The following is a 25,711-nucleotide window of genomic DNA, read 5'->3' on the forward strand; positions in this document are numbered from 1 at the left end:
CGATCGGGCAAAAAAATTAAGCGAATACTAGGAAGCGAGATATGGCTTACGCGCAAACCCAAACTCAATCAAAGGCTGGGTATAAAGCCGGAGTTCAAGACTATAAACTAACGTATTACACGCCGGACTACACGCCGAAAGATACAGATATTTTGGCTGCATTCCGCGTCACACCGCAGCCGGGAGTTCCCCCAGAAGAAGCTGGAGCTGCTGTGGCTGCTGAATCTTCCACAGGTACATGGACGACTGTTTGGACTGACCTCCTGACCGACCTCGACCGCTACAAAGGCCGTTGCTACGACATCGAGCCAGTTCCCGGTGAAGACAACCAATACATCTGCTTCATTGCTTATCCTTTGGATTTGTTTGAAGAAGGTTCCGTCACCAACTTGCTGACCTCTTTGGTCGGTAACGTGTTCGGTTTCAAAGCCCTGCGCGCTCTGCGGTTAGAAGACTTGCGGGTTCCCATTGCTTACCTGAAAACCTTCCAAGGCCCTCCTCACGGTATTACCGTTGAGCGGGACAAATTGAACAAGTACGGCCGTCCTTTGCTGGGCTGTACAATTAAACCCAAATTGGGTCTGTCTGCTAAGAACTACGGCCGTGCCGTTTACGAAGTTCTGCGCGGCGGTTTGGACTTCACCAAAGACGACGAAAACATCAACTCGCAACCGTTCATGCGCTGGCGCGATCGCTTCTTGTTCGTTCAAGAAGCTATTGAAAAAGCCCAAGCAGAAACCGGCGAAGTCAAGGGTCACTACCTCAACGTAACTGCCCCTACCTGCGAAGAAATGATGGAGCGGGCTGAGTTCGCTAAGGAAATCAAAACCCCCATCATCATGCACGACTACCTGACCGGTGGTTTCACTGCTAACACCACCTTGGCCAAATGGTGCCGCCGCAACGGTATCTTGCTGCACATTCACCGCGCCATGCACGCCGTGATTGACCGTCAGAAAAACCACGGTATCCACTTCCGCGTGCTTGCCAAGTGCTTGCGGATGTCCGGCGGCGACCACCTGCACTCCGGTACAGTTGTGGGCAAACTCGAAGGCGAAAAAGGCATCACGATGGGCTTCGTAGACTTGATGCGCGAAGACCACATCGAAGAAGACCGCGCTCGCGGTATTTACTTCACCCAAGATTGGGCCTCCATGCCCGGTGTCATGCCGGTTGCTTCTGGTGGTATCCACATCTGGCACATGCCGGCTTTGGTGGAAATCTTCGGCGACGACTCCTGCTTGCAGTTCGGCGGCGGCACCTTGGGCCACCCTTGGGGTAACGCACCTGGTGCAACTGCTAACCGCGTTGCTTTGGAAGCTTGCGTCCAAGCTCGTAACGAAGGTCGCAACTTGATGCGCGAAGGCGGCGACGTGATCCGCGAAGCTTGCAAATGGTCTCCTGAACTGGCTGTTGCTTGCGAACTCTGGAAAGAAATCAAGTTTGAGTTCGAGGCAATGGATACCGTTTGATGATTTTGGGTTTGAGATTTTAGGTTTTAGGTCGCAAACTTGCTGGGAAGTCTTTATCTTTGAAGAAGATTTACTTGTAAGTTTGCATCCAAAATCTAAAATCCAAAATCTAAAATTTGAGGGGGCTGGGGTCAAAAATGGATCTCAAACAAGTTGCGAAAGACACCGCTAAGGTGCTGGCAAGTTACCTAACCTATCAATCCGTGCGGGTTGTGGTCGCTCAGTTGAGCGAGACCAATCCTCCTGTGGCAATCTGGTTGAGCAACTTTTCCTCAACGGGCAAAATCCAAGATGGAGAAGCTTACATTCAAGAATTGTTGTTGGAAAATCAAGATTTGGGATTTCGGATCATGACTGTGCGAGAATCTCTGGCCCAGGATGTGACAGATTTTTTGCCTGAAATGGTTCGCACTAACATTCAACAGGCGAATATGGAACACAGACGCCAGCATTTAGAGCGAACTACGCAACTTAATTGGTCTGTTCCTAGCAGTAATCCTGAAACATCAATAGATTCTGAACCGAATCTGGATAATTTGTCGAGTTAATCGATCGACAAGTGCGATCGAACACACACCTTAGAGATACAAAAAATGAAGACTTTACCTAAAGAGCGTCGTTACGAAACTCTGTCCTATTTGCCCCCCCTGACAGACGCGCAAATTGCCAAGCAACTCCAGTACATCCTGGATCAAGGCTACATTCCCGGCGTAGAATTCAACGAAACCTCTGCCGCTGAAATGCGCTATTGGACTCTGTGGAAGCTGCCTTTGTTTGGTGCTCGCAGCGTCCAAGAAATCATGACAGAAGTTCAAGCTTGCCGTCAAGATAATCCTAGTTGCTACATCCGCGTCATGGGTTTTGACAACGTGAAGCAGTGCCAAGTGCTGAGCTTCATCGTCCACAAGCCTAACACCAGAGGCTACTAAAAAGTTACCCCCTTTATTACTCGGCGATTGAAATCGCTAGCAACGCGAGTACACAAACTTTCGTCCGCGCAACGCGAGACTGAATAAATAAAGGGAGATTTGGTATAAAATTTGAGGCTGGGAATATTCCCAGTCTCTTTTTTTAGGTTCGTAGTAAGAAATGCAAGTCCTTCTTCTTCCGTTTGCTATAGTTTGCAAATAGCTTTTAAAACTTGCAGCAACAAAATTGAAGGTTCGGGCTCCATCAAAGTCAGAAAGGGCATTAGCTGATAGGTTGGGGGATTTCCTCTGCGGATATTGACAAACTGATAAAACTCTCCGCTAGTTGCCAATCCCCAAACAGACTCTTGATATTCTAAACTTTTAGAGGCGTAAGTTAGAAGTTGGGGCAAGCCAGCGCGGGGAGCAATTAGACAATTTTTAGATTCTATTACTAAAATCCAAAATGGTATATCAGCGGCAATTTGTTTCTCTTTATTGATTGCTAAAATGTCAAATCTGCCTGTAATCGTTGTGTCTTCATCTTCTATAGTTATGTTAGCAATGTCTTGTTCTAGACTCATCTTGATTGGGCGGCGGTAGAAGCCAGCCAATCGCATTAAGGGAAACGTAGTTAAAGCTTGTACCAGTCCTTCAGAGACTCTTTCCACTGAGAGGTATTCGCGAAAATCGTTGCGGATTTGGGCGAGTTCTAACTGTTCTATCTCTGTTAAGGATTCTAAGGATAAAAAATTTGTGTACGTGTCATTATTAAGCTGCTCTTGGAATTTCAAAAATTGACTGACTTCACCGAGCGTTATATTTTTGGCGTTAATAGTTGTTGTCATGTGTGATAGTTATTTAAGTTTTAATTAGAATTCTAACATAGAGATTGTGATAGTCAATTTGTACCATTCTTAGGAACAGGCAAGATGCCTGTTCCACGACATATTAAATTTTTTGTGGGGCGGGCATCTTGCCCGCCCATGAAAGTGACAAATGGGATAACTGCGAACCTAATCTATCCTTTCCATCACAATTCCATCAACTATTTCATAACCCCAATTAAAATGTCGATTTGCTAGCTGCTGGGCCATGTCATATTCGCCCAAATTGCAGAGTTCAACTAACATTTGATATGCTTCATCTCTTTCTCGCTGCAACCTTTCCTCCCGCAGTTTTTTTCTCTCTTCCTTAGAAGGATTGGGTCGCTCTTCTCCCAGCGGATTGATATCGCTAATTCCTTTCATATCAGCCTCATTAAAAAGGGATTGATTCGACTATTTCGCCGTCAACTATTTCGTAGCCCCAGTCGGGGTTTGCAGCGATTTGTTTTTCAACTATACTTCGGCCGAGAGGAGTTTTGTAAGCTTTTTGCAAAGAGGAAATACTGGGGATTTCGGCGGCGGTTGGTGGCTCTTTTAGTTCGATGTTTGGCGGTTCAGGGACTATTTCACATAGGGATTGATTTAAGGCAAACTGAGGCGCGATCGCCCCTAACTTCCGCATTACGCTATCCTTGGTAATTTGCGGTTTTTCGTTGAAGGAAGAGGGCAGATATGGTGTGTCAACTCCCTGCTGTTTTGCTTTGAGTGCATCATCGGCAAGGCGATCGCACTTTCGCAAAAATCCCTCCCACAAATCTTTGCCCAAAACCGGGTTTCTCAAGTCAGCACGGGCTTTAGAGACTGCTGCTTCCAGCGGTTCGCCTTTGTGGACGTAATACTGAATTCGCTCCTCTTCAAAAGCAGGATAAGGCACTTCCGGCTCGATTTCCCAATCCCGCTTGACTTTCTGACTTTCTCCTAACGGAATTCCGGCGATAAATTCCTCCCAAAAAGGCGAGGTTAAGCCTTTTGTCATGCTGTCAATAACTTTAAATGCCCAGCCAGAAGGATTGCCAAACCATAAATTACGTTCTTTGGCATATTCTTCTAAGGCTCGCTGAAAGTTGTGCAGTTCTTCTTGGGAGTTCCAAGGGCCGCTAAATCGGTAATGAGGCGTGACAGCAACGGCTATTTGCTGGCGAGGTTGCCCGAAAAATTTGTCGGTTTTAACTGCATGATTTGGGGGTGATGTTTCGGGGATTATTTCTATAGCCTGATTGTGGGTTTCGCGGCTTATCTGTGGTATAATATCTCCCGGATTTGGTGTCCAAAAGTTATTAAGTTTTTCCTCGAAAGCATCAATGTCCGCCCAGAGTTCTAGGGTGTCCGTGTTGGGATTTGTTAATTTTTCTTTCAGGAGCGATCGCACTTTGAGCAGGCGTCTCGCGAGTTCTTGTTCTTCGTGATTTAAGCCGGTAGCTTTTTCAATTTCGCTGCTGTTAGTTTTTACCCATTCGGCAGAGTTGGACTTTTGTGATTGCCATTGCAATAATTGGCAAAGAAAAATACTCGCCGCGACTCCGCCAGTAATTGTGGCGAGTTTGGGATAGTAGATGGCGGGGTTTCCTAGATTTCCTAAAAATATTCCTATTTTCATTTTGTATATTCTTAATTCCCGTAATAGTAAGGTGCGACGAAGAGCATCTTACCTCGACTAAACTAGCAGTGAGAAACTTAAGATTTTCTTTAAGCTTCTGTCTATTCCCGACTGAATGGAGTTCCTAGAGTCAAAACGGGGATCGCTTATTCGATCGCCTGATTGACAGGACTGAGTTAAACGTAATAATAAATTATTTACTGTAAAGCTCCTGCCAAAATGAATCCAGAACGCCAAGAGGCTTATTTGAACTTAATCGAGCGAGTGCTTACCTGTCCCAACGGCCAAGAACCAGAGGTTTTGAGTTCCTGTTCCGATTTAATTGATGCGGGATTTGTGCAAATGCTAATCCAGATATCGGCTTCTATGGCGCGCGAAGGTGACGAAGATACTGCTAATTTTTTAGTGCAACTTGCTCGTTTGCTGGGGAAATCTTTGGGTTTGTCGCCGGATTTGAGGCCGGCTGGGTACAGTAGTGCAAAGGGGTAGAGAAAAAGTGCGATCGCCTCGTTGTATCATGTTTTGAGAAATGAGGGCGATTCCCTACCCTTCTGGATAGCTTTGCTTTACCTAATTTTTAACTGCATCGATGGCTTTACAGTTGATATTCGAGAGGCTCGCAAAACTCATTCACCCCAGTTTTAAATACATAAATAATCACCGAAGTCACCAAAATATCAGGGCAAATTTTTGCGGCAACTAAATCTCTAAAGGCTGCATTCAATTGTCCGTTTGTCAACTCTTCTTTAACCTCGGATTTGCAGATAGCAACGCGGCATCTTTTGGCTAATCCGTCTAACCAATTTTCTGATATATTCGGTTCTTGTCCGGCTTGAATTGCTAGAGATATCGCTGCATCTTCGATGTTGCCTTCGCAATCTTCGATTGCGTCTAGGGCTTTTAGGGCTTCGGGATATTCGGCTAATTGTGAGCGAAATTGGGCAATTTGTTGTGAGGTAATAATCACCATATTATTTTCCTGTGTTCTCTGCTGGCGGGATAAGTTTAGCAATTAAAGTTGATATTATAGCATTTTTTTCTTTGGGTTGGGATTGATTGTTTGAATTTTATGACTGGTGCAATAGTTCAATGTGGTTTCAACCCCCGTCTCATAGCGGAGTCCGACGAGGGTTGAAACCCCCGTGTCATAGCGGAAGTCCTCTCAATAGGACTGATGAGAAGGATTTAAAAGCTAATTAATCATGTTCAAAATGTTAGATTGCGATGTTGCGAAGTCCGACGAGGGTTGAAACCCCCGTCTCATAGCTGAAGTCCTCTGAAGAGGACTGGTGAGAAGGATTTCAATGGTAATTAACAATGTTCAAAATGTCACCCTTAATTAACATTGTGTACATCTTCAGTCCTCTTTCAGAGGACTTTCGCTATGAGACAGGGGTTTCAACCCCTGGCGGACTAGGGGACTAACGACAAATCCGAATCGCCTTTTCAACCTCTGGCGGACTATCGGACTGACGACCAATCCCCACAATTATTGCTACAATCAAAAAAACCAACCGCCTCAAAAACTCCCCAATGTTGGATAAAATATGGCGATTCCTCAAACAATTAATTCAGCGGGTGTTCCGCACTTTTTCCCAGGCTTTTAACCCCCCCTGGCCCCCCCTTGGTAAGGCTATGCCTTACTCACATCTTTCTTAACAAAATCAGGCTTGACATCCGGGGGGGAATGGGTGGAAACTAATTTCCATGTACCAGCAATGTCATGCAAACGTTGCCAGCCTCGCCACAGGGTCTTGACACCCGGTTCACCATCACATGAACGTCCTAAAAATCCACCTAATTTTGCAATCCAACGAATGCAATTACTTAAAGTTGGGGGTGATTCACTAGGGATAGGAGTCCCATGAATTGTGCAGTAAAGTGCTTGCCATTCATGGGTTTCGAGAATGGTGTCCCCTCCCAGCTCAGGATGATGACGAGATTCGTAAATCATCCACAATAACCGCCATGCCACAATTGTGTAGGTTGAGATTGCCCGTTCGATGCGCTCGGCAGTTTCTAATTGTAGCTGTTCTAAACCGCATCCACTTTTAAGAACGTAATGATAGCGTTCGATTAACCAACGGTAACTGTACCAGCGTAAGCACTGGACAAGATCAGAGAAACCATTAATGGGCAAGGTGGTCAATAACAACCAGCTTACAGGCTTCTCTGTGGTCGGTGGGTTGTTTTCACTAGCCAGAATCACTTGCACTGTCAGCGGCTGTAAATTTTGGTGGTGAGGGTGGCTTTGAGGAGGTAGAATTTCGACTGTTGTAGCCTGCAGGTTCAGAGTCGCTTTACGAGCTTCTCGCTGCGGATTAGCTCGCAATTCCAAGTCCAGTTGTCCGGCGATCGGTACTTTGGCGATCGCACCTTGTAGTCGCTCTACTTCTTTTGTACCATCAGAGTTCTTGACTTGACGGTTGTGATAGGCGCGAATTAACAACTGAGAATTCTCAGGTCTTTCAGTCGCTAAAAAGTCATAGATGTCGGCTTCGCGATCGGCTACCGTTAGTACAGTAATTGATTCTGGCATCACCTTCTGGGTCGCATCAAGAGCTGTTAACCAACGTTGGCTTTCTTTGTCTTTGGTTTCGGTTTGATTTCTGGAATGCTTCTTACCAATAGTCGCAGGATCTCGCGCCCATACTTGTTGGTGCAACACTCCTAATGGTACTCCATTGGCAGAGCTACAAAATACTGAGTGAACTTTCAGACCCCGACTGGTGGCACTATCCAAGTGTCCCATTCCTTTCTTGCTGGGATGGTGGGTGAAATTCAGTTCTGTGGTGTCCTGAATCGCCAGAACCATTGGGTGTACTTTGATTCGTTCGATGGTACTTCTTTGGTGGGCTTGGCGAATCGCATCTGACGAGACTCGTGGAGATGACCAAAAGTCATAAGCCCCTTGGGTGGCTGCCCAATCCCCTGATGCTTGTGGCACAGTGGCATGGGGCTGTGAGGCTAAGTCTGAGACAATTCGCACCAGTCTTTTCTGGCGACGCCGATCGCCTAAACAAGCAAATTGTAGTTCTGCTACTGCCCATTCTGCCGTCATAGTTCCTCACTCGCCTCTGATACCGTAATTTCAGGCTTACTTGATTCGGTTCCTGGTTGTCAATCCTACTCCAAGGGAGCGAGCGCCCGGAGGTCGCTCCGGCTTGAGCCGGAGCGCCTTTGTTAAGAAAGATGTGAGTAAGGCATAGCTTGGTAAGGGGGGGGAACAAGAGGAAACAAATCTTGCTTCCCCCCTTACTAAGGGGGGACTGAGGGGGGTTCCTCCAACTTTGACTGATGCGGAATACGAGGCGAAGTTGATGGAACTTCTCGAAGGGGTGAATGAGGGCTGGGGAAGAGGGGATGTTGCGAGATTCTTAATCGCAAAACGCATTAAAAATGGTGAATTGGCGGCGTGGTTGGGGAGGTTTGGCGATCGATTGTTGGAGGGCGGGTAGGAGGGCACCGCCGCTACGGATGCGGTGGTATCGCTTGAGGTAATAAGCAATATGATTTAGTGAATTTCAAAAGGGAGATCGCCTCCTCCAACAAACCTTGAGAATTCAAATCAGATTATCCTGAAGCCTAGAATAATTGGGGCATTACCCTGGGTAATTTAGGATTGTTTGAACAAGAGAGTGCCTCCTATGACAAAGCCTTATAAATCAAACCCGATTACCAGTTTCCATCGAAAAACCGGAGAATAGCACTTAAAAAATCAGGAATTATATAAGGGTTAATTATTCATTAAAACTGAGATATTGCACCATTATCAATAACTATTCTATGGGCGGGTTATCCTGACCAACCCCTACTACCCACCAGAAAATCTACTATTTGTGAAACAGGCCGGAAAACCTATTCTTGAGAATGGTGCAATATATGATTTAAAACACACATTCTCAATAAAATGGCGCTAAAATAGATTAATCGGCGAGTGAAATCGCTTCTACACATACAAAGTCCGCCTGGGCGGACTGCACAGAAGAAAAGAGAAAAGAGATAATAAAATGACAACCATTAGTTTAAACTTAGATACTGTCGAACTAACAGATGAACAGTTTTACCGTTTATGCCAGATGAATCGAGATTGGCAATTTGAACGGACACCTAAAGGAGAAATCATTATTATGTCACCCGTAAGCGGAGTTAACGCCCATCGAGAAGCCTATTTAATTACAGATTTGGGCTTGTGGAACCGTAAAACGCAGCTAGGGAGAGTGTTTAGTTCCTCTACAATTTTTCGCTTGCCTAATAATGGCTATCGAGCCCCTGATGCCGCGTGGGTTAGGTTAGAAAGATGGTCTGCTTTAACAGCAGAAGAACAAGAGAAATTTCCGCCAATTTGTCCTGATTTTGCCATTGAATTGCGATCGCCCCCAGACCCGCTGCGACCGCTTCAGGAGAAAATGCAGGAGTATCTAAACAGTGGTTTAAGCTTGGGTTGGTTAATTAATCCTCTAGACGAACAAGTCGAGATTTATCGCCCTTCTCGCGAAGTAGAGATTGTACAATTTCCTGTAAGTTTATCGGGAGAAGATGTCTTGCCCGGATTTGTGCTTAATTTGCCGATGATTTGATATTGTATCAAATTTTTCCGGTTTCCAACTGTATTTTCTTCGGACAAATATCATCATCGTACCAACCAGTCAAAGCCACCGCCAAAGCATCCGCCGCATCGTCGGGTTTCGGAATATAACCCAACTCTAACTCCCGCGCCACGGCCTCTTGCACTTCAGATTTATCCGCATTACCGCGCCCGGTCAAAGCTTGCTTAATTTGAGCCGGCGTAAACTCGAACAGTGGCACTCCACACTGCGCTAATACCAGCGTCAAAACACCCCGCGCTTGCGCTACAAGTATGGTATTCCCCATCTTGTAAAAAAACAGTTTTTCGGCAATTGCTATATCAGGTTTAATCTGTTCAATTACCTCGTGCAAATCGTCGTAAATTGTTTTCAACCGCTGTCCCATTTCCTGTTTTGGCGTTGTTTTTATGACGCCGCAATCAATCATGGAAACAACGTTTTTATCTTGTTTTCCGGGGACAATGTGACAGGAAATTGCGCCGTATCCGAGGCTTGCTAAGCCGGGATCTAATCCTAAAATTCGTTTTTCCATTGCCAGAATTAGTAATTGGAACAGGGGAAGGAGGCATTAAAAATTTGGGAAATGTTTCCTCACCACCCATTACCAATTACCAATTATTAATTACCCCTCAGTTGTTTCTAGGCCGAATACCCGATCGAACACTTTAGTCACTTTATAGCCCGAATCTATTGATTCTAGCGGGTCTTTCCGCAATCGGTGCCGCAAACACAGAGTCATCACCCGGCGAATATCGTCCACAGTCACCTCTGTGCGGCATTCCAAAGCCGTGAAAGCTTTCGCAGCCCGATTCGTCACCAAATCGCCCCGCAGCCCGTCTACGTCCAATTCCGCGCAAACTTGGGAGATTTTTACCCGCAACTCTCGATCGATAGTTACCGATTTCAACCTTTCCTGGGCTTCTACCAGCCTCTGCTGCATTTCATCTTGTTCGCGCTGGTATTTCGCGAGAAACTCCGGCGGATTTTGGTCAAAACTCGATCGCTGTTCGACAATTTCCACTCTTAAATTCGGGTCTTTTACAGTGCGAATTTCTGCGTGCATCCCGAATCTGTCGAGCAACTGCGGCCGCAATTCTCCTTCTTCTGGGTTGCCGGAACCGATTAAAATAAACTTAGCCGGGTGGCGAATCGAAATTCCTTCTCTTTCAACAGTATTCCAACCGCTGGCGGCAGAGTCGAGCAAAACATCGACTAAATGATCGTCGAGCAAATTGACTTCATCAACGTAAAGAATGCCACGGTTAGCTTTAGCTAAAAGGCCGGGTTCAAAAGCTTTAACTCCTTCCGACAAAGCTTTCTCGATGTCGATCGTACCGCAAACTCGGTCTTCGGTCGCGCCCAAAGGTAAATCTACCATTTGGACTTTTTTGCGGGCGATTTTAATGTCAGTTTGAGATAAAGTGCGATCGCGCACCTCATCGCTCATCAAATCTGGATCGCTGGGATGACTGTTAAAAGGATCGTCAGCCACCACCTCAATTTCTGGCAGCAAGTCAGTGAGGGCGCGGATTGTGGTAGATTTACCAGTACCTCGATCGCCCATAATCATCACCCCGCCAATTTTGGGATCGATGACATTCAAAAGCAGCGCCAGTTTCATCTCCTCCTGGCCAACAATCGCAGTGAAGGGAAAAACAGCGCGGCGGGCTGGGGTAGCGGTAACGGTTGGTAGAGCGCCCGCATTTAGGGTATTGCTGACTTCGGCAGTAGGACTCACAGGATAACTCAAAATATAATAATTGCTTGTTTATTGTAGGGGATAAGGGATTGTCTGGGGCGATCGACCCTAATCAATCCCAGTTGTAGGGTGCCCACGGAGTACAGATCGCCTTAAACACCCAAGCGCAACTAAGATTTTCTTGATCACGACTTACGCATCAAAACCAAAGAAACCGGGTTTTTTGCCGTTTCTGCGGTTTGTAACGAAATATTCTCGCAAAAAAACCCGGTTTCTGACCACCGGTGCGTTCAGGACTATTTATTTGAATTAAACCTTTGGGGCGAGGATGCCCACCCCACAAGAGTTTGAAGCCAAAGAACCAGGTAAATTAAATGCGGGCAGTTTTCAAATTTTGCGTGATCGGGCAACCCAAATGTAAACTTATATAACGATTTTGTCTACTTTGCATAAAAACCTCAAGTTGGCCCAGATAGATAGTTAAGAGCGTTAACGCAAATAAAGATTTCCTCGTTGACTTACATGAATTTGGGTTTTGGGGAAAAGTGCGATCGCCCTTTCCCAAAACCTTTTTTAATCAAAGAGCGATCGCTACCAATTAATTACCCTTAAAATTGTTACCTTTGCAAACTCTCCATCTGCCGTCACCAAACTTGCTGAATTTTGGATTGCCATTGCTGCAATAACCGCATCCGGTAGTTTCAAGCGATGTTGCTGGCGAATTTCAATTATTTTCTCAATCAAAACACCATCAATCGCCACTAAACCAAGAATCTCCACTCGTTGAAGAAACTGCTCAAAAATCTGACGATCGTCTTGAGTCAGCCCAGGAAATACCAGAAACTCTATTTGGCTAATGACTGAAACTCCGAGCCAATCAGCATCTTTAAGTAATTCAATGAGTTGAATATTCCCTTGAAGCAGAGCCACGATAGCATTCGTATCCAACACATAGCGATTACCACTCATCGCGTAGATTCCTCTGCATTGTTACTGCATCTCCCTGCCAAGTTAATCGCCCCACCAAATCAGAGAAATCATAGCTGGATTTTTGCTTCCCCTCTGATGAAACCGGATTCAAAACCACGGAAATTTCCCGTTCTTTTAGTAATTGTAATGCAGCCCGTACAACTTCTGAAGCTGATGAGTACCTACCGTTTTTGACGGTTGATTCAACAAACTGTTCTAGTTCAGGAGTTAAGGATATGTTCATGATGTTGAGTCACCTATTTGAGTCAACTATTATCCCCACAATAACAAAAATTATCAAATTTTATGTCCAGGACGCCTCAATATCAAAGAAACCGGGTTTTAACCTAGATAAAAGGCATGGATAGAGTATTTTCGTAAAAAAAAACCGGTTTCAGGCTACCCGTGAATGTCTGAGATGAGCAGATGGCGCGATCGATGGTGCGTCAACTCTTAAATTATTAATTATCCCGAAAAAAACCCGAGCTGTCACACCCTACTGATACTAATAACTAATAACTAATAACTAACAACTACCACTGCGGATCGGAAGCCATCAAAGCAGTCGCAGCCTCGCTCGGTAACGGCTTAGCAAAAAAATAACCCTGACCGTATTCGCAGCCGATCGCCCTTAACCTAGCTAATTGTGCCGCCGTCTCCACACCCTCAGCAATCACATCCATCCCCAAAGCATGAGCCAGCGCCACAATCGTCCGCACGATCGCCACATTCTCCCCCTCGCTTTCGATCTCCATCCGCCCCACAAACGACTTATCAACCTTCAAAGTATCCGTAGGAAAACGACTCAAATAACTCAACGACGAATAACCAGTGCCAAAATCATCAATTCCCAACTTGACATTTAACCCTTTCATCTGCTTCAAAACCGCGATCGCTGACTCCACATCATCCATCACCACACTCTCAGTAATCTCCAACTTCAAACTCTCGGCACTCAAACCCGTTGTTTCCAAAATCACCTTCAGGCGATCGACCAAATCCGGCTGAGCAAACTGCTTCCCCGATAAATTTACACTCATAATCAAAGGTCGATCGAAACCAAACATTTCTTCCCACAGCCGCAACTGCCGGCAAGCCTCCTCCAGCACCCACTCACCCAGTGGCACAATTGCCCCGGTTTCCTCAGCCACCGGAATAAACTTCATGGGCGGAATCAAACCCCGCAGCGGGTGTTGCCAACGCACCAAAGCCTCAAACCCAATAATCCTACCGCTTGCCAAAGATACAAACGGCTGGTAGTGCAGCAAAAACTCCTGACGCTTGAGGGCCATCCGCAAATCAGTTTCCAACTGCAACCTCTCCACCGCCAAATCGTGCATCGAAGCATTAAACACCTGATACCTTCCCGTTCCCAAAGCCTTCGCCCGGTACATCGCCGTGTGGGCGTCCCGCAGCAAGTGTTCCGGCTGTTCCCTGACATTAGCAGCGGGTTCGCCCCCCAGCGCAATCCCGATGCTCGCAGTGACAAACACCTCCTGCCCCTTCAACTCAAAAGGTACAATTAAAGCTTTGTGAATTCGATCGGCCAAATCCACCGCACTGTCAACATCAATATTCCTCACCAAAATCGCAAAATCGTCGCCCCCCACCCGCGCCACAGTATCCCCGGAGCCAATAATCGCCCTCAACCGCAGCACCACCGCCATCAGCAGTTCATCCCCCACCAAATGACCCAAAGAATCATTAATCACCTTAAACCGGTCTAAATCCAAAAACAGCACCGCAAACAGATAGCTGCGCCGGCCCCTAGTATTGGCGATCATCGCCCGCCCCAGGCAATCCACGAACAAATCCCGGTTCGGCAAACCCGTTAGAGAATCGTGAAAAGCATCGTAAAGCTTCCTGTAAGCACTGACACCCACACCAGTCACCACCAAACCCAAAGTCGGCGACACCAGCGGCACCCACCCACCCCAAATAAAAATCCCACAACTAATCCCTAACAGCCCCATCAATGCAGCACCCCCAGCCAATCCCACCCTCACAGGGTGCTGAATCCGCCAAGCCAAAACCCCGCCAACCATCGCCCAAGCACCGTTCCACAAAATTTCCGCCCATTCCGGCCACACCCAAAATAGCGATCGCCCATCCAAAACCGCACTCAATATTTGGCTGAGCATTTGCGCGTGCAGCAACACCCCCGGCATTTTCGGACTTTGCTTTTTAACCGGGCTGTAGGGCGTCAAAAACAAATCTCTGGTACTCGGTGCCGTCGTCCCGATCAGCACAATCTTGTCCTTAACCCAGCTTGGGTCAATTTCCCCCTTCAATACCTGCCTGATACTGACTTGTCGCGCCACATCCTTACCAGAACGGTATTTGAGCAAAACTTGGTAGCCTTTGGCGTCGAGATTTGCATAGCCACCGCTGTCAGAAGTTAAAGGCACAAATTCTGCCTTTCCCCAGTTGATTTGGTGGGGATGAACAGCGCTATTTTTCTGCTGTACTCTGTCTTTGAGATACAACAAAGCCACTTGCATAGAAAACGATAAAGCAATCTTTCTATCTGGTTGCGAGACTGAGAGCAAATTGCGGCGTACAACGCCATCAGGATCGAGCACGAAGTCGTTAAAACCGACCCGATCGGGCGGTATCCCAGGGGGCGCAGCCACTCCCTGACTTTCTGAATCGCTCAACTTATAGATCGCCACCACATTCGGTGCTTTCAGCCGGGCCAGCAATTCCTCGTGTCCCGGTGCTTGAGGCAAATCCCGGTACAAATCCAAACCGATGACTTTTGGCTGATACTTTTGCAGTTTGGCCAACGTTTGGGCGATCGCACCGTCGGAAATCGGAAATCTCCCCAAAGCTTGAATATCCGCCTCAGAAATGGCCACTACCAACAGTCGCGGATCGGGGCCCAAATCTGGCTGCAAGCGCACTAACGAGTCAAAACTCCCCAATTCCAAGCTTTGCAGGCCTCCCAACTGCCGAACTCCCATATTCAGCAGCGTTACAGTCACGCCAGCAAGCATTGCAGGCAAAATCCTGACCCGTCGGTTATGAGAACTCAGGTCGAAGCCAGTTGCGACAGACATGACATATCGAAGATTTCGAGAGAATTTGGCAGCCACAGAAAAAATATGTCGGTGCAAATTAGCTTTGCACCAGTCTGTTCTTACAGAATTGAGCTTAATATGAGATTGAATGTAATTTTTTCAGAACTTGTGCCGCAACCGAGTTTCTTTAAGCTAATTACTCGATTTGGCCAAGTATTTCTCGAATGGGAACCTGGTTTTTGAAGATTTGCCGACAAATCCTGTCTTTCATTCCTTGTTTCCCCAAATTCGCACAAGCGTTAAAATTAGTCGATCGAACTTTCAGGATATTTTTGAGATGATGGCGAATCAACTTCCGATTCCGGTGATTGTTAACGGTGCTGCAGGCAAAATGGGCCGCGAAGTAATTAAGGCGATCGCCCATGCTAATGACATGACCTTATTTGGGGCTGTAGACCGCTCTCCTGAATGCCTCAACGCCGATGCCGGGGAATTAGCCGGATGCGGCCCGTTAGAAGTTCCCATCACGGACGACTTGCAAGGAATGCTGGTATTAGCAGCTCAGGAAAAGCAGTTAGGAGTGATGGTAGATTTTACGCATCCGAAGTCGGTTTATGAAAACGTGCGATCGGCCATAGCTTACGGCATTCGCCCGGTAGTCGGCACTACCGGCTTGAGCAGCGAGCAAATAGAAAAATTAGCTGAATTTGCTGACAAAGCCAGCATCGGCTGTTTGATTATACCCAATTTCTCGATCGGCATGGTTTTGCTCCAACAAGCCGCCGTCACGGCATCTCAGTATTTTGAACACGTAGAAATTATCGAGCTGCACCACAATCAAAAAGCCGACGCTCCCAGCGGTACGGCCATTCAAACTGCCCAAATGCTAGCAGAAATGGGAAAAACTTTCAATCTCCCTGAAGTTGAGGAAAGCGAAAAATTAGCCGGAGCGCGGGGTTCAGTCGCCGATGAAGGGATTCGCATTCACAGCATCCGTTTACCCGGTTTAATTGCCCACCAAGAGGTAATTTTTGGCGGCGCTGGTCAAGTTTATACTTTACGGCATGATACGAGCGATCGCGCTTGTTATATGCCCGGAGTCTTGCTGTCTATACGCAAAGTCCTGGAACTGCGATCGCTCGTTTACGGCCTGGAAAAAATCTTGTAGTCATTAGTCATTAGTCATTAGTAATGTGGAATTAATCTAACTTCTAACTTTTGACTTCTAACTTCTGATTTTTGACTTCAACATCAATCCGTTAAATCTGTTAAATCCCTTAATATAATCCGCTTCCGAACAGACAGCCGTTGCATCCCGTACATTGCTAGTTGCCGAACTTCCTATGCTAATTCCCTTAACCCGCGAAACCTTTCAAGAACTAATTCCCGCCGTCGCCACGGGAGCGCAATACAAATATATCTGGGGAAAACCGCCAGATTTTTTGAGGCGAATGTTAATCTCTGCCGTCACCGTAGTTTTCCTCCTCGTAGTCTACAACTTCGTCGGTTCAGATGTCGGGCCGCTAGTTTTAATCACCGGATTGATAGCTGGTTTGTACTGGCTGTGGGGGCCAATTTTGTGGGCGAGTTTGCGGAATGCAGAATGTCGCAAATATCAATACTGCGGTTTTTGGCAAGGACGAGTTTTGGATATATATATTACAGATGAAGTCACCAGTCAAGAAGAAACAGTCAATCAAAAAGGACAACTCGTAATTGTTGACAACCTAGAACCACGCATCAACTTAGAAGTTGGCGACAAAACCGGATTTACTACTACACTTCGAGCTCCATTGCGGAAAGATCACCAAGGAATTGTCCCCGGCCAAGCTGCTTTAATGTTAATTATGTCAAATCAAGAAGATTTAGGCAGAATTGCCAAAGTTTCAGATATTTATATTCCCAGCCGTGACGTGTGGGTGAGCGACTATCCTTATCTGCGTAGGGATTTGTTTGTAGAAATGAGCCAGCAAATTAAAAAAGGCAGAAAAAAAGACCGCGATCGCACTAATCAAAGCAGAGATGTAAAAAGGCGATCGCCCGCTGATTATTAATATTGATCGTAGCCACAAAATTAAGAGCGATCGCAAGTTAAACTTAGGAGAAAATTAACTCTGATAACAGCTAATGCCTACGGTTCTTCAGGTTGGCCCCTACAGTTTCATCTTTTTTAGTTCCGATCGAGGCGAACCCGCCCACATTCATGTTAAGCGAGATCGGCCACTTGCTAAATTTTGGATTAATCCTGTATCTCTAGAAAAAAATCGAGGCTTCAAAGAACATGAATTAAACCAGATCGCTCATCTTCTAGAGGAATAAGAACAAACATTGTTGGAGGCTTGGGATGACTACTTTGATCCTTGAAACAGAACCCCTTGTGATTAAAGTCACGGTGACAGACGAAAAAGTGATTGTGGACTTAGCTGATGGTCGCAGTTTGAGTGTTCCCTTAGCTTGGTATCCCCGTTTGTTGCACGGTTCCCCGGAGGAAAGACATAATTGGCAGCTACTTGGAGATGGTTATGCCATTGAATGGGTTGATTTAGACGAACATATTGGAGTTGAAGGTTTGCTAGCGGGCCGACGCAGCAGTGAAAGTCAACGATCGTTTGAAAGTTGGTTAATTAACCGCAACACTGCTCAAAATAATCCAGAACGACTAATAACTAATGACTAATGACTTCTGACTTATCGATCAACTGTTCCCCTCTTGACCGTAAGCTTGCCAAGCCAAATCCACCAGCCCGTTAACAATAGCCACAGCTACTACCGCAGAGCCCTTGCGGCCCTCAATCCGTATGTGAGGAATCATCGAATCGTGCAGCCGCGACTTCGCCACGTCCACCCCTACAAACCCAGAAGGCGTCCCAATCACCAAAGCCGGCCGAATTTCCTCAGATTCAATCAAATCTACGATCGCCGACAAAGCAGTTTGAGCCTGGCCCACCACAAAAATCCCCTCAGGATAGCGTCTTGCCAAAGTTTCAATCCCCCAAGCAGCCCGCGTCCTTTCCTTTTGGGGGCGTGTCAAAGCCTCCATCGAACAGTAAACCGGATTCGCAAAGGTATTTTGGATTAGGGGCGTAATGCCCACCTGCACCATCGGCACATCTACCACGATCGTAGTCCGAGCAGCCAAAGCTGCCGCCCCAGCCTGCAAAGCCTGATCGGAAAAACTAATTAAAGACTTGTACTCAAAATCAGCAGTCGCATAAATCACACGGCGGACTATTTCGTACTCCGCCGCTGAAAAACCGTGGTCGCCAATTTCGTTATCGATTAATCCCAGACTCTGGGCATCGCTTACGTGCCATTCCATTTGTTGGATAGCTGTCGCCTGTGAGTTGTCAGGTATCAGCTTACCAGCTTTTAGTCATTTGTTGACTGTTGACTGTTGACTGTTGACTGATGACTGATGACTGTTGACTTATAACTGATGATTGTTGACTGGGAACTGCCAACTGCCAACTGCTAACTGACAACTAAGTTTCCGACGAAGAAGATTTGCCCAACACCGGAGTCAGGAATGCCACCAAAACTCCGATCGCAAAACCGGCCACATTCCGAACCACAGGCAACCAGTCAGAAGTCCGAGTCACCACCGGCCCAAGTCCGAAAGCAAAAAACAGAATGCCCCACAGCGGCGAAAAAATCAGCGCCCACTGCCAAGCCACAACCTGTCCCGGCTTCCGAGGCTGAGCCGCAAACCCGCAGATGACGCCGCCAACCACCGACGTAATTAACGTCAGAATCCACTGTTCCCTCGGCAAACCCGGAACCACGCGGCATCCGCCCTGACGCAAACAGCCTTCTATCGACTCCAAAGATTCAATAATCGCTCGATCTTCCCCATTGTCCCGCACAAAAAATTGATTACCATAGCGGGTTTGCAGTTCCACCCAAAAAGTGCGCGGCAGCAGCGGATACAGCGAGTCGCCCACATTAAAATTAAGCAAATTGCCCCCTCGGGGGTCAGCAACTAGCAACACACTCTTGTTATCTAGCCCCCAATAACTTTTAACAGCCAAACCGGGCGTGCGATCGTACTGAGTCAGCACTCGCAGTTTCCAGCCGGTTTCGGCTTCAAATGCCTTTAAATTTTTTGCCAAACTTTCTTCTTCAATATCCGTAAGGGCTTTAGCTAAGTCAATGATCGGCGTCTGAGTTGACGGCAACAAATCTGGATTATTGAAAGCGTGGGCTGCTGGTGCGATCGCCCACACGGACAAAGCCAGAAAAAATGCGGCAACAGAGGCTAGAAATTTTCGCGGGAAAAGCTGTGACATAGGAACTTATAATCTGGGTCTTAATTGTGAATGCTAGCTGGCCGTCTTAACCAGAGGATAAGAGAAAACTCATATTTCTTTACAATTATTTACTTTACAGGAAGCCGATACCAAGGGGAAGAGTCCGAGTAAGGAAAGTTTGGAATCCCTCTTCCCTCTTCCCTCTTCCCTCCTCCCTCCTCCCTCTTCCTTCTTCCCTCTGCCCTCTTCCCTCTGCCCTCTTGCTTCTTCCTTCTTCCCTCTGCCCTCTGCCCTCTTCCTTCTTCCCTCTGCCCTCTCCCTTCCTCCCTCTGCCCTCTCCCTTCCTCCCTCTTCCCTCTTCCTTATTCCCTCTCCCTCTCCCTTCCTCCCTCTTCCCTCTTCCCTCTTCCTTCTTCCCTCTTCCTTCTTCCTTCTTCCTTCTTCCTTCTTCCTTCTTCCTTCTTCCCTCTTCCTTCAGACTACTATTGAGATTTTGCCCCAACCCCCTCACAGAGACGCCGATCGCGATCGCTCACATTAGGATTAGTTCTCAGATAATCCCCCACCCAATCGCAGCCCCTCACCAGCAAATCGTCAAGATCCAAATTCCACAAAATCACCCGATTATCTCGGCCAGCAGAAGCCAGAACCTTCCCATCCGGGCTAAAACTCACGCTCATCACGCTATCCTTGTGACCCGTCAAAGTTTTCAGCAAAGTCCCGCTGCGACTCCACAGCTTCACCTTATGATCGTAACTACCCGAAGCAACCAACAAACCATCCGGGCTAAAACCAACGCTAGTCACGCTGTCGCTAGAACCCTTCAGCAGCGTCGCCACCAAAGTCCCGTCCACCTTCCACAATTTCACCGAATTGTCGTAACCAGCCGAAGCCAGCATTTTGCCATCAGGGCTAAAAGCCACCCCCAACACAAAACTGTTGTGAGCTCCTTCAAAAGTTCTCAGCAAACGACCGTCCCGATTCCAGAGTTTGAGAGTACCGTCATCGCTTGCAGAAGCCAGCATCGAGCCGTCGGGACTGAAAGTCACCCCAGTCACCCAGCCTGTGTGTCCCGTCAAAGTTTTAATCAACCTGCCGTTTCTAGTCCAGAGTTTCACAGTCTTATCCTTACTCGCCGAAGCCAGAACCTCGCTGTTGGGGCTAAAACTCACGCTCATCACGCTGTCGGCGTGGCCGTCGAGAGTGAATAGCACAGAAGGCGAACACGGGAATAGCGGAGCCGAAGGACAAGGGAGAATATTATTCGTGCCATCTTCTGTCAAACTCCAGACTTTCACCGTTTTGTCGTAACTCCCAGAAGCAAGTAGCTGGCCGTCAGGGCTGAAACTGACGCTGGCGACTCTCTGAGTGTGTCCTTCCAAGGTTTCTAGCAAAACTCCCGTGCGACTCCAGAGTTTGATAGTTGTGTCCGTAGAAGCAGAAGCCAGCCTTTGGCCGTCGGGGCTGAAAGTAACGCCTTGCACCCGGTTTTGGTGTCCGTCGAGGGTTTTGAGTGGCACGTCATCGAGCCGCCACAGCCTGACAGTTTTGTCAAAACTTGCCGAAGCCAGGGTTTTGCCTTCCGGGCTAAAACTCACCTGAGTAACTCGATCGGCGTGTCCCTCAAAAGTTCTCAGCAAACGACTCTCTGGTTTAATGTTGCTAGCATCGGTTGGGCGTTTGTCGCCCACACCAGCCAGAGTCCAGAGTTTGACAGTCCCGTCTGCACTTCCAGAAGCAAGTGTTTGACCGTCGGGGGAGAAACTGACACCAAATACCCACTTGCTGTGTCCCCGCAAAGTTGTTAGCAGTTCACCTTTTTTTGCTTTTGTTGAATTTTCTGTTGGTGGGTGTTTGAGTGCAGCGATGCTCCAGATTTTCACCGTTTTATCTTCACCCGCACTGGCGATCGTTTCACCATCGGGGGAGAAACTGACGGTGTAAATTTTTGAGGGTTGTCTGTTTTCGCTGTGCCACAAATTAGCGATTAACCTGCCGTCAGAACTCCACAGTTTCACAGTACCGTCATCGCTCGCCACAGCGATTATTTTGCCGTCGCGGCTGAAGGTTAGCCAATTTACGGGAGCAAATTGTTCGATCGTCCGCAGCAGCGTGCCGTCGGTTTTCCAAAGTTTGATAGTTTTATCTGTAGAGCCACTGGCGATCGTTTGACCGTCAGGGCTAAAAGCAACGCTGGTAACGCTATTAGTATGCCCGTTGAAAGTTGCCAGCAAACTGCCGTCTGTTTGCCAAATTTTGACAGTTTTATCTAAACTAGCCGAGGCGATAATTTTGTTATCTGGACTAAACGTGACACAGGAGACGCTGTTAGTATGGTCTTTTAAAGTTGCCAGCAAACTGCCGTCGCGCCGCCAAAGTTTGACGGTTTTATCTACACTGGAAGAAGCTATTGTTTCGCCGTCTGGACTGAAACTAAGACCCCAAACTACATCGCCGTGTCCCTCCAAGCGGTTGCGTTCTTTGACTCCATAAACTGCCTGCTGGAGGGCAGCAGAAATCAGAATTTCGGTGTCTTTGAGAGTAGAGATTTGTTGGGAGTGTTCGAGCTGTCTCCACTTTTTACCAGCTCTCAAACTTTCCATCATGGCGTCAAATTTGTTGTTTGAGAAATAAAGTGCTTCAGAAGCTGCTGTTAGGGTACTAATTTCGGCTCGCTGAGTTTGAGCGACAGCTAGCTGTTTTTGACCCACGGCCCGCCACCAAAAGTTTACGGCGGCGATGGTCGAACTGGTTAGCAGCATGACGCCGATCACTGCTACTCCCAACAGTTGTTTGAGAAAACTATTGGCTCGGTAGAGCTGTGCTTGACTCATTTTTTTGTCGGCTTCTGCTTTGTGCAGTCTGGCTTCTAAGCCGAATCTTTGGCGGATTGGTCGCACTAAATAGTCGTGTACCAATTGATAGCGGTCTTCGGGCGCTTCCCGTAGCAGAAATAGCAAACCGTGACCAACTAAAATGTCTAAAATTAAGTCGAGATTGTCGGTTTTTTTTTGTCGGCTTTCAGGGTCTTTTGCGAACTGTCGCGGTAGGGAAATTCTGTTTCTGCCGATCGCCGATAATTCGGTTTCGCGGGCATCGCCTGGCTGCGAACCTGTAACTAACGAGAGTTCGTGTTTGGTTTTTATCAGGCGAACGCCTCTTTCATCTGTCAGGGAAAACAAGATTTTCCACGCTGCATCTTCGTTAACCAGGCCACAGTCAGAGATGACTCTTTCGAGCGATCGTTTCACTAATTCCGCTTTGGGATTGTCCCCCAATTGCTGGTATTGGGCTAGACTGGTAATACCTTCTTCTTGCAGTTGCGCTCCTACTACCTGCAATTCGATTGGTCGCACTTCTTGCAGTTCGTCTGCTAAATCTTCTACGAAGGCATCGATTAGTGCCGGCTCTAAATAAAATTCCGCCCGTTCTGTTAAGTGTCCAATGACAGCCCGCGCGTCTTTGATAGAAAAACTCCGCAGTTGGTAGCGGATACTTTTGTCGAGAATATTATTGTTAATAGCGTCAAGATTAGGGAAGCGATCGCAATCTAGTAAGTAGTGCAAATAATCTTCCCGCAAGCACAGAATTATCTTGACATAAGGCAAATTTAAAAACCAGCCCAAAAAATTATAAAAAAGTTGTCTTTGTTCCATTGAAGTCGAAACAAAGAAAAACTCTTCAAATTGATCGAAAATCAGCACAGTTAACAAATTATTTGTGGCATTTTCGCGCAACTGATCTATAATAAAAGAAGAGACTTCCGAGCTGCGAGCAGGAATAACCGAGCAACTTTTTTTGTGGATTCCGTGTAGTCCTTTCGAGATTAATTTACTTTCCTCTTCGGCTTGTTTGTCGTACAGTGCGCTGTTCAAAGCATTTTCTAACTCCACCAGCCAGTCGGTGTAAACTTTGACTACTACGGGCAATGTATCGCGCGCGCCCGGAGTAATGTTTTTCAAAGCTGGTACTAAGCCGGCATTGACTAGAGAACTTTTCCCGACCCCGCTGGGTCCGTGAATAATAGTTAATTTATGGTCGTCCCTGCTAATTCTTTCTAGCAAGCTATTGATATCTGTTTGGCGCGAGTAAGCTGTCATGGACGCTGCGATGGCAGCTTGGTTTTGAGCTGAGGGGCCTGAAGGATTGACAGCTTGGCGCTGCTGCTGCAATTGGCTGGCTCCGATAAAAGCTCTAAATCCGTATTGATATTCGATCGACCGCTGGGTTTTTTTAATCCGAAACGCTTTAAGATACTCTCCCTGCTCGAAATAAACCGCTTGCAGTTCCGTCAAAATATCGATGTAAAGTCGGGGGTCGTACTTCGGCTCGCTTTGAGATTGAGCCAACTCCAAAGAATGAACCGCCGCTTCCCACTGGCCTAGCTGCCGCAAACTTCGGGCTAAAAGTAAAAGATACGAACTTCTGTCGGATTTGGGATGTTGGATTTTAGATTTGGGTTCGTTACTTGACTCGTTAGAGCCCACAAATTCTGGATAATTTCCCTCAAACCCCAATCTCAAATCTTCAATCAGCAATCTCAAATCGTTAGGCGTTTGATCCAAAATCGCCAAAGCCAACTCGGCTAGCTGGCGGGCTTGACTCCACCTCGACTGTTGCAGGGCAACTTCAGCCAAAAAGCCGTAATCTTGAGCTAGTTGGCTGGGAGTACCGTAAGTGAAGTGCAACTGCAAAGAATTTTCAGCTAATGCTTGCAACTCTCCCCAAGCTTTCAGGCGCTGCAGCACTTCTCCGAGGTGTGCTGTCACCTCAGCTACCAATTCCGGGCGTGAAGCAAGGGAGAAAGCGTTTCTCGATTGTTCCAGGCTAATCCAAGCTTGTTCCCAGTGCTGGCGGTTGGCTACCGGGTTTCTGGCTGCTTGCAACCGGTGACACAGGGCTATGTGAAACAGCACTATGCCTTCTCTCTCTAAAAATAAAACTTTGGGGACAGGATTCGACAAGGAGGAGAAGGTTTCTGGGTTTTCGGGATGCTCGAAGTTTGCCAGTTCCCAGTTGCCCGTTTTCTGCTGCCAAAATAGTAAACTTTCTTGGTAGTGAATTAAGGCAGTTTCGGTTTGGTCGCTGACATAGTAATCTCGACCGAGAACGAATTGCAGGCTGGCTTTGAGGGCCGGTTCTAATTCTTCACCGCGATTTTGTAAATCTCTTAAAGCTAATTCTAGTTCTCGGCGTGGCAAAGAGCCGATCGCCAAATCGAAGGTATTGCCGGGACTCAATGGCGAATAGGAGTGGGCATCTGAGTGTCGTCGGTTTTGGGGCCCTGAGTTAAAAGTTAGAAAGCGTTCTCCAGGGCTGATTTCGCGCTCCAAGCCGCGTTTTTCGCACGGGGTTTCGCAGGTTTCACAATTAGCGATGGTGCTGACGTTGCTGCTGGCGAGTTCTTGATTGAGTTCGCCTATTTTAAATATAGTATCGGCCCGCCTAGCGAGGAAATTAATTAATTCATCAACGCCCATTTCAAATTTAATTGTGGCGGCGGCCCAACTTTTGAAATCCGGGGCCAGACGAATCATTTTGGTCACGATGTCATCTGTTACCCACAAAATCACTGGGCAGGAAAAATTTTTGCGGAATTCGTCTCGCACTTGATTGGTAGAGGCCATCAGTTCGTCGATCGCTACTACTGTTTCTAAACCAAATACCATCAAAGCCGAGGCAGAAACCCCAGGCGAGTGTCCCTCCTGCAAAGTGCTTGCCTGCAGAGTAGTGTAAAGGGTTTTGACTGAAGCTGGCAGGACGAGATCTTGAATGGGAACTGGGGACACTTCTCGCAGCCGCTGCGCTATTTGCTGGCGCAACTGCTCGTAGTTGCAGCGCACCAAAATTAGCGAGAATTGGTGTTGAGACATTGTGATGGACCTGACCAGAGTTTTGAGCGATCGCTCGTTGTAGTTGGCAGTTTCTTGTACCTTAATTAGATCGGTCATGCGTGCACCTCTTTTGCATAAATCAATTACCTAACTCTCGCCAATCGTGACTAAAAGCGTATCTACCTAGAGATGGTCGTCTCTGTCTGCCGCTTTATCTCTGTATAAATACGTAGTTTTCCGTACCTCACCTATCAATACTTACATAGTTATTAGATCCAATGTAAAGATATCATACCTTTCAATCTCAGAGAATGCTAGACTTCCAAATAAAAAATTAATGCTGCCTTAGATTTTTTGATTCAGCGATATATAAAAAACTACATATCATAAATAGCCAGCCCCTAAGTTAATGATAATACCAACGACTAGCTATTAGTAAACAATTGCGATCTATCTGTAGCTGGCATTTAACACAACAGCCAAAACAAT

At 47.0% G+C, this 25,711-nt stretch carries 24 protein-coding genes; 10 read left to right on the forward strand and 14 right to left on the reverse strand.

What is annotated here, in order from left to right; translation table 11 throughout:
• Nucleotides 1-41: 41 nt before the first annotated feature.
• From D0A37_RS09755 to D0A37_RS09765, 3 genes are all read left to right on the forward strand, one after another.
• A complete protein-coding gene (locus D0A37_RS09755) occupies nucleotides 42-1,472 on the forward strand; it encodes a form I ribulose bisphosphate carboxylase large subunit (protein ID WP_242723624.1) in 1,431 nt (476 codons plus the stop codon).
• A 137-nt stretch (nucleotides 1,473-1,609) separates the two neighbouring features.
• Nucleotides 1,610-2,020 (forward strand): RuBisCO chaperone RbcX, encoded by a 411-nt coding sequence (gene rcbX / locus D0A37_RS09760; protein ID WP_006632944.1) that lies wholly within the window; start codon nucleotides 1,610-1,612, stop codon nucleotides 2,018-2,020.
• A gap of 45 nt (nucleotides 2,021-2,065) precedes the next feature.
• On the forward strand, nucleotides 2,066-2,401 hold the full coding sequence (locus tag D0A37_RS09765) for a ribulose bisphosphate carboxylase small subunit (RefSeq protein WP_006632945.1): 336 nt from the start codon (nucleotides 2,066-2,068) through the stop codon (nucleotides 2,399-2,401).
• Between the two features lie 185 nt (nucleotides 2,402-2,586).
• Here the strand turns inward: D0A37_RS09765 and D0A37_RS09770 are convergent, their stop codons facing one another.
• The 3 genes from D0A37_RS09770 to D0A37_RS09780 all read right to left on the reverse strand — a co-directional run bounded on the left by D0A37_RS09770 (nucleotide 2,587) and on the right by D0A37_RS09780 (nucleotide 4,864).
• Nucleotides 2,587-3,228, reverse strand: coding sequence for a restriction endonuclease subunit R (locus D0A37_RS09770; protein ID WP_242723626.1), 642 nt, complete (start codon nucleotides 3,226-3,228; stop codon nucleotides 2,587-2,589).
• Between the two features lie 168 nt (nucleotides 3,229-3,396).
• The gene (locus D0A37_RS09775) at nucleotides 3,397-3,630 is read right to left on the reverse strand and encodes a hypothetical protein (protein ID WP_242723628.1); all 234 of its coding nucleotides are present in this window, start codon (nucleotides 3,628-3,630) and stop codon (nucleotides 3,397-3,399) included.
• 10 nt (nucleotides 3,631-3,640) lie between these two features.
• Nucleotides 3,641-4,864: a hypothetical protein gene (locus tag D0A37_RS09780; protein WP_242723630.1), complete on the reverse strand. Its 1,224-nt coding sequence runs from the start codon at nucleotides 4,862-4,864 to the stop codon at nucleotides 3,641-3,643.
• Between the two features lie 219 nt (nucleotides 4,865-5,083).
• Here D0A37_RS09780 and D0A37_RS09785 point away from each other — a divergent pair, with 219 nt between their 5' ends.
• Complete coding sequence (locus D0A37_RS09785) at nucleotides 5,084-5,353, forward strand: hypothetical protein (RefSeq protein ID WP_190660572.1); 270 nt, start codon at nucleotides 5,084-5,086, stop codon at nucleotides 5,351-5,353.
• 106 nt (nucleotides 5,354-5,459) lie between these two features.
• Here the strand turns inward: D0A37_RS09785 and D0A37_RS09790 are convergent, their stop codons facing one another.
• Entirely contained in the window at nucleotides 5,460-5,834 is a 375-nt protein-coding gene (locus D0A37_RS09790; protein ID WP_242723634.1) for a hypothetical protein, read from the reverse strand.
• 663 nt (nucleotides 5,835-6,497) lie between these two features.
• Nucleotides 6,498-7,925, reverse strand: coding sequence for an IS4 family transposase (locus D0A37_RS09795; RefSeq protein ID WP_242715793.1), 1,428 nt, complete (start codon nucleotides 7,923-7,925; stop codon nucleotides 6,498-6,500).
• A gap of 259 nt (nucleotides 7,926-8,184) precedes the next feature.
• On the opposite strand from D0A37_RS09795, the gene D0A37_RS09800 reads away from it, so the two are divergent.
• Nucleotides 8,185-8,322 (forward strand): hypothetical protein, encoded by a 138-nt coding sequence (locus D0A37_RS09800; protein ID WP_242723637.1) that lies wholly within the window; start codon nucleotides 8,185-8,187, stop codon nucleotides 8,320-8,322.
• A gap of 552 nt (nucleotides 8,323-8,874) precedes the next feature.
• Nucleotides 8,875-9,444, forward strand: a complete 570-nt coding sequence (locus D0A37_RS09805; RefSeq protein WP_242723639.1) for a Uma2 family endonuclease — start codon at nucleotides 8,875-8,877, stop codon at nucleotides 9,442-9,444.
• A 7-nt stretch (nucleotides 9,445-9,451) separates the two neighbouring features.
• Here D0A37_RS09805 and ruvC read toward each other — a convergent pair whose 3' ends face one another.
• From ruvC to D0A37_RS09830, 5 genes are all read right to left on the reverse strand, one after another.
• Nucleotides 9,452-9,985 (reverse strand): crossover junction endodeoxyribonuclease RuvC, encoded by a 534-nt coding sequence (ruvC, locus tag D0A37_RS09810; protein WP_242723641.1) that lies wholly within the window; start codon nucleotides 9,983-9,985, stop codon nucleotides 9,452-9,454.
• A gap of 90 nt (nucleotides 9,986-10,075) precedes the next feature.
• Nucleotides 10,076-11,191 carry a magnesium chelatase ATPase subunit I gene (bchI, locus tag D0A37_RS09815; RefSeq protein WP_242723643.1) on the reverse strand — a complete coding sequence of 372 codons (1,116 nt, stop codon included), beginning with the start codon at nucleotides 11,189-11,191 and terminating at the stop codon, nucleotides 10,076-10,078.
• A 552-nt stretch (nucleotides 11,192-11,743) separates the two neighbouring features.
• Nucleotides 11,744-12,121 carry a type II toxin-antitoxin system VapC family toxin gene (locus D0A37_RS09820; protein ID WP_242723644.1) on the reverse strand — a complete coding sequence of 126 codons (378 nt, stop codon included), beginning with the start codon at nucleotides 12,119-12,121 and terminating at the stop codon, nucleotides 11,744-11,746.
• Nucleotides 12,111-12,365 (reverse strand): type II toxin-antitoxin system ParD family antitoxin, encoded by a 255-nt coding sequence (locus D0A37_RS09825; RefSeq protein ID WP_242723646.1) that lies wholly within the window; start codon nucleotides 12,363-12,365, stop codon nucleotides 12,111-12,113. The genes D0A37_RS09820 and D0A37_RS09825 overlap by 11 nt, the downstream gene beginning before the upstream one ends.
• A gap of 289 nt (nucleotides 12,366-12,654) precedes the next feature.
• Entirely contained in the window at nucleotides 12,655-15,180 is a 2,526-nt protein-coding gene (locus D0A37_RS09830) for an EAL domain-containing protein (RefSeq protein ID WP_242723648.1), read from the reverse strand.
• Between the two features lie 301 nt (nucleotides 15,181-15,481).
• On the opposite strand from D0A37_RS09830, the gene dapB reads away from it, so the two are divergent.
• The 4 genes from dapB (at nucleotide 15,482) to D0A37_RS09850 (ending at nucleotide 17,818) form a co-directional block, all read left to right on the forward strand.
• A complete protein-coding gene (gene dapB / locus D0A37_RS09835; RefSeq protein WP_242725459.1) occupies nucleotides 15,482-16,309 on the forward strand; it encodes a 4-hydroxy-tetrahydrodipicolinate reductase in 828 nt (275 codons plus the stop codon).
• Between the two features lie 175 nt (nucleotides 16,310-16,484).
• Complete coding sequence (locus D0A37_RS09840; RefSeq protein ID WP_242723651.1) at nucleotides 16,485-17,195, forward strand: DUF8619 family protein; 711 nt, start codon at nucleotides 16,485-16,487, stop codon at nucleotides 17,193-17,195.
• Between the two features lie 73 nt (nucleotides 17,196-17,268).
• Nucleotides 17,269-17,460, forward strand: a complete 192-nt coding sequence (locus D0A37_RS09845; RefSeq protein ID WP_242723655.1) for a DUF4160 domain-containing protein — start codon at nucleotides 17,269-17,271, stop codon at nucleotides 17,458-17,460.
• Nucleotides 17,461-17,485: 25 nt separating this feature from the next.
• Nucleotides 17,486-17,818, forward strand: coding sequence for a DUF2442 domain-containing protein (locus tag D0A37_RS09850; RefSeq protein ID WP_242723657.1), 333 nt, complete (start codon nucleotides 17,486-17,488; stop codon nucleotides 17,816-17,818).
• 18 nt (nucleotides 17,819-17,836) lie between these two features.
• Here the strand turns inward: D0A37_RS09850 and D0A37_RS09855 are convergent, their stop codons facing one another.
• The 4 genes from D0A37_RS09855 to D0A37_RS09870 all read right to left on the reverse strand — a co-directional run bounded on the left by D0A37_RS09855 (nucleotide 17,837) and on the right by D0A37_RS09870 (nucleotide 25,339).
• The gene (locus D0A37_RS09855) at nucleotides 17,837-18,460 is read right to left on the reverse strand and encodes a precorrin-8X methylmutase (protein ID WP_006632961.1); all 624 of its coding nucleotides are present in this window, start codon (nucleotides 18,458-18,460) and stop codon (nucleotides 17,837-17,839) included.
• A 163-nt stretch (nucleotides 18,461-18,623) separates the two neighbouring features.
• Nucleotides 18,624-19,427 (reverse strand): TPM domain-containing protein, encoded by an 804-nt coding sequence (locus D0A37_RS09860; protein WP_242723659.1) that lies wholly within the window; start codon nucleotides 19,425-19,427, stop codon nucleotides 18,624-18,626.
• Between the two features lie 94 nt (nucleotides 19,428-19,521).
• Complete coding sequence (locus tag D0A37_RS09865; protein WP_242723661.1) at nucleotides 19,522-19,890, reverse strand: hypothetical protein; 369 nt, start codon at nucleotides 19,888-19,890, stop codon at nucleotides 19,522-19,524.
• Nucleotides 19,871-25,339 (reverse strand): WD40 domain-containing protein, encoded by a 5,469-nt coding sequence (locus D0A37_RS09870; RefSeq protein WP_242723663.1) that lies wholly within the window; start codon nucleotides 25,337-25,339, stop codon nucleotides 19,871-19,873. The genes D0A37_RS09865 and D0A37_RS09870 overlap by 20 nt, the downstream gene beginning before the upstream one ends.
• Nucleotides 25,340-25,711 lie beyond the last annotated feature (372 nt).

Source organism: Microcoleus vaginatus HSN003, from assembly GCF_022701255.1.
In the GTDB taxonomy this organism is placed as follows: Bacteria; Cyanobacteriota; Cyanobacteriia; order Cyanobacteriales; family Microcoleaceae; genus Microcoleus; species Microcoleus vaginatus_B.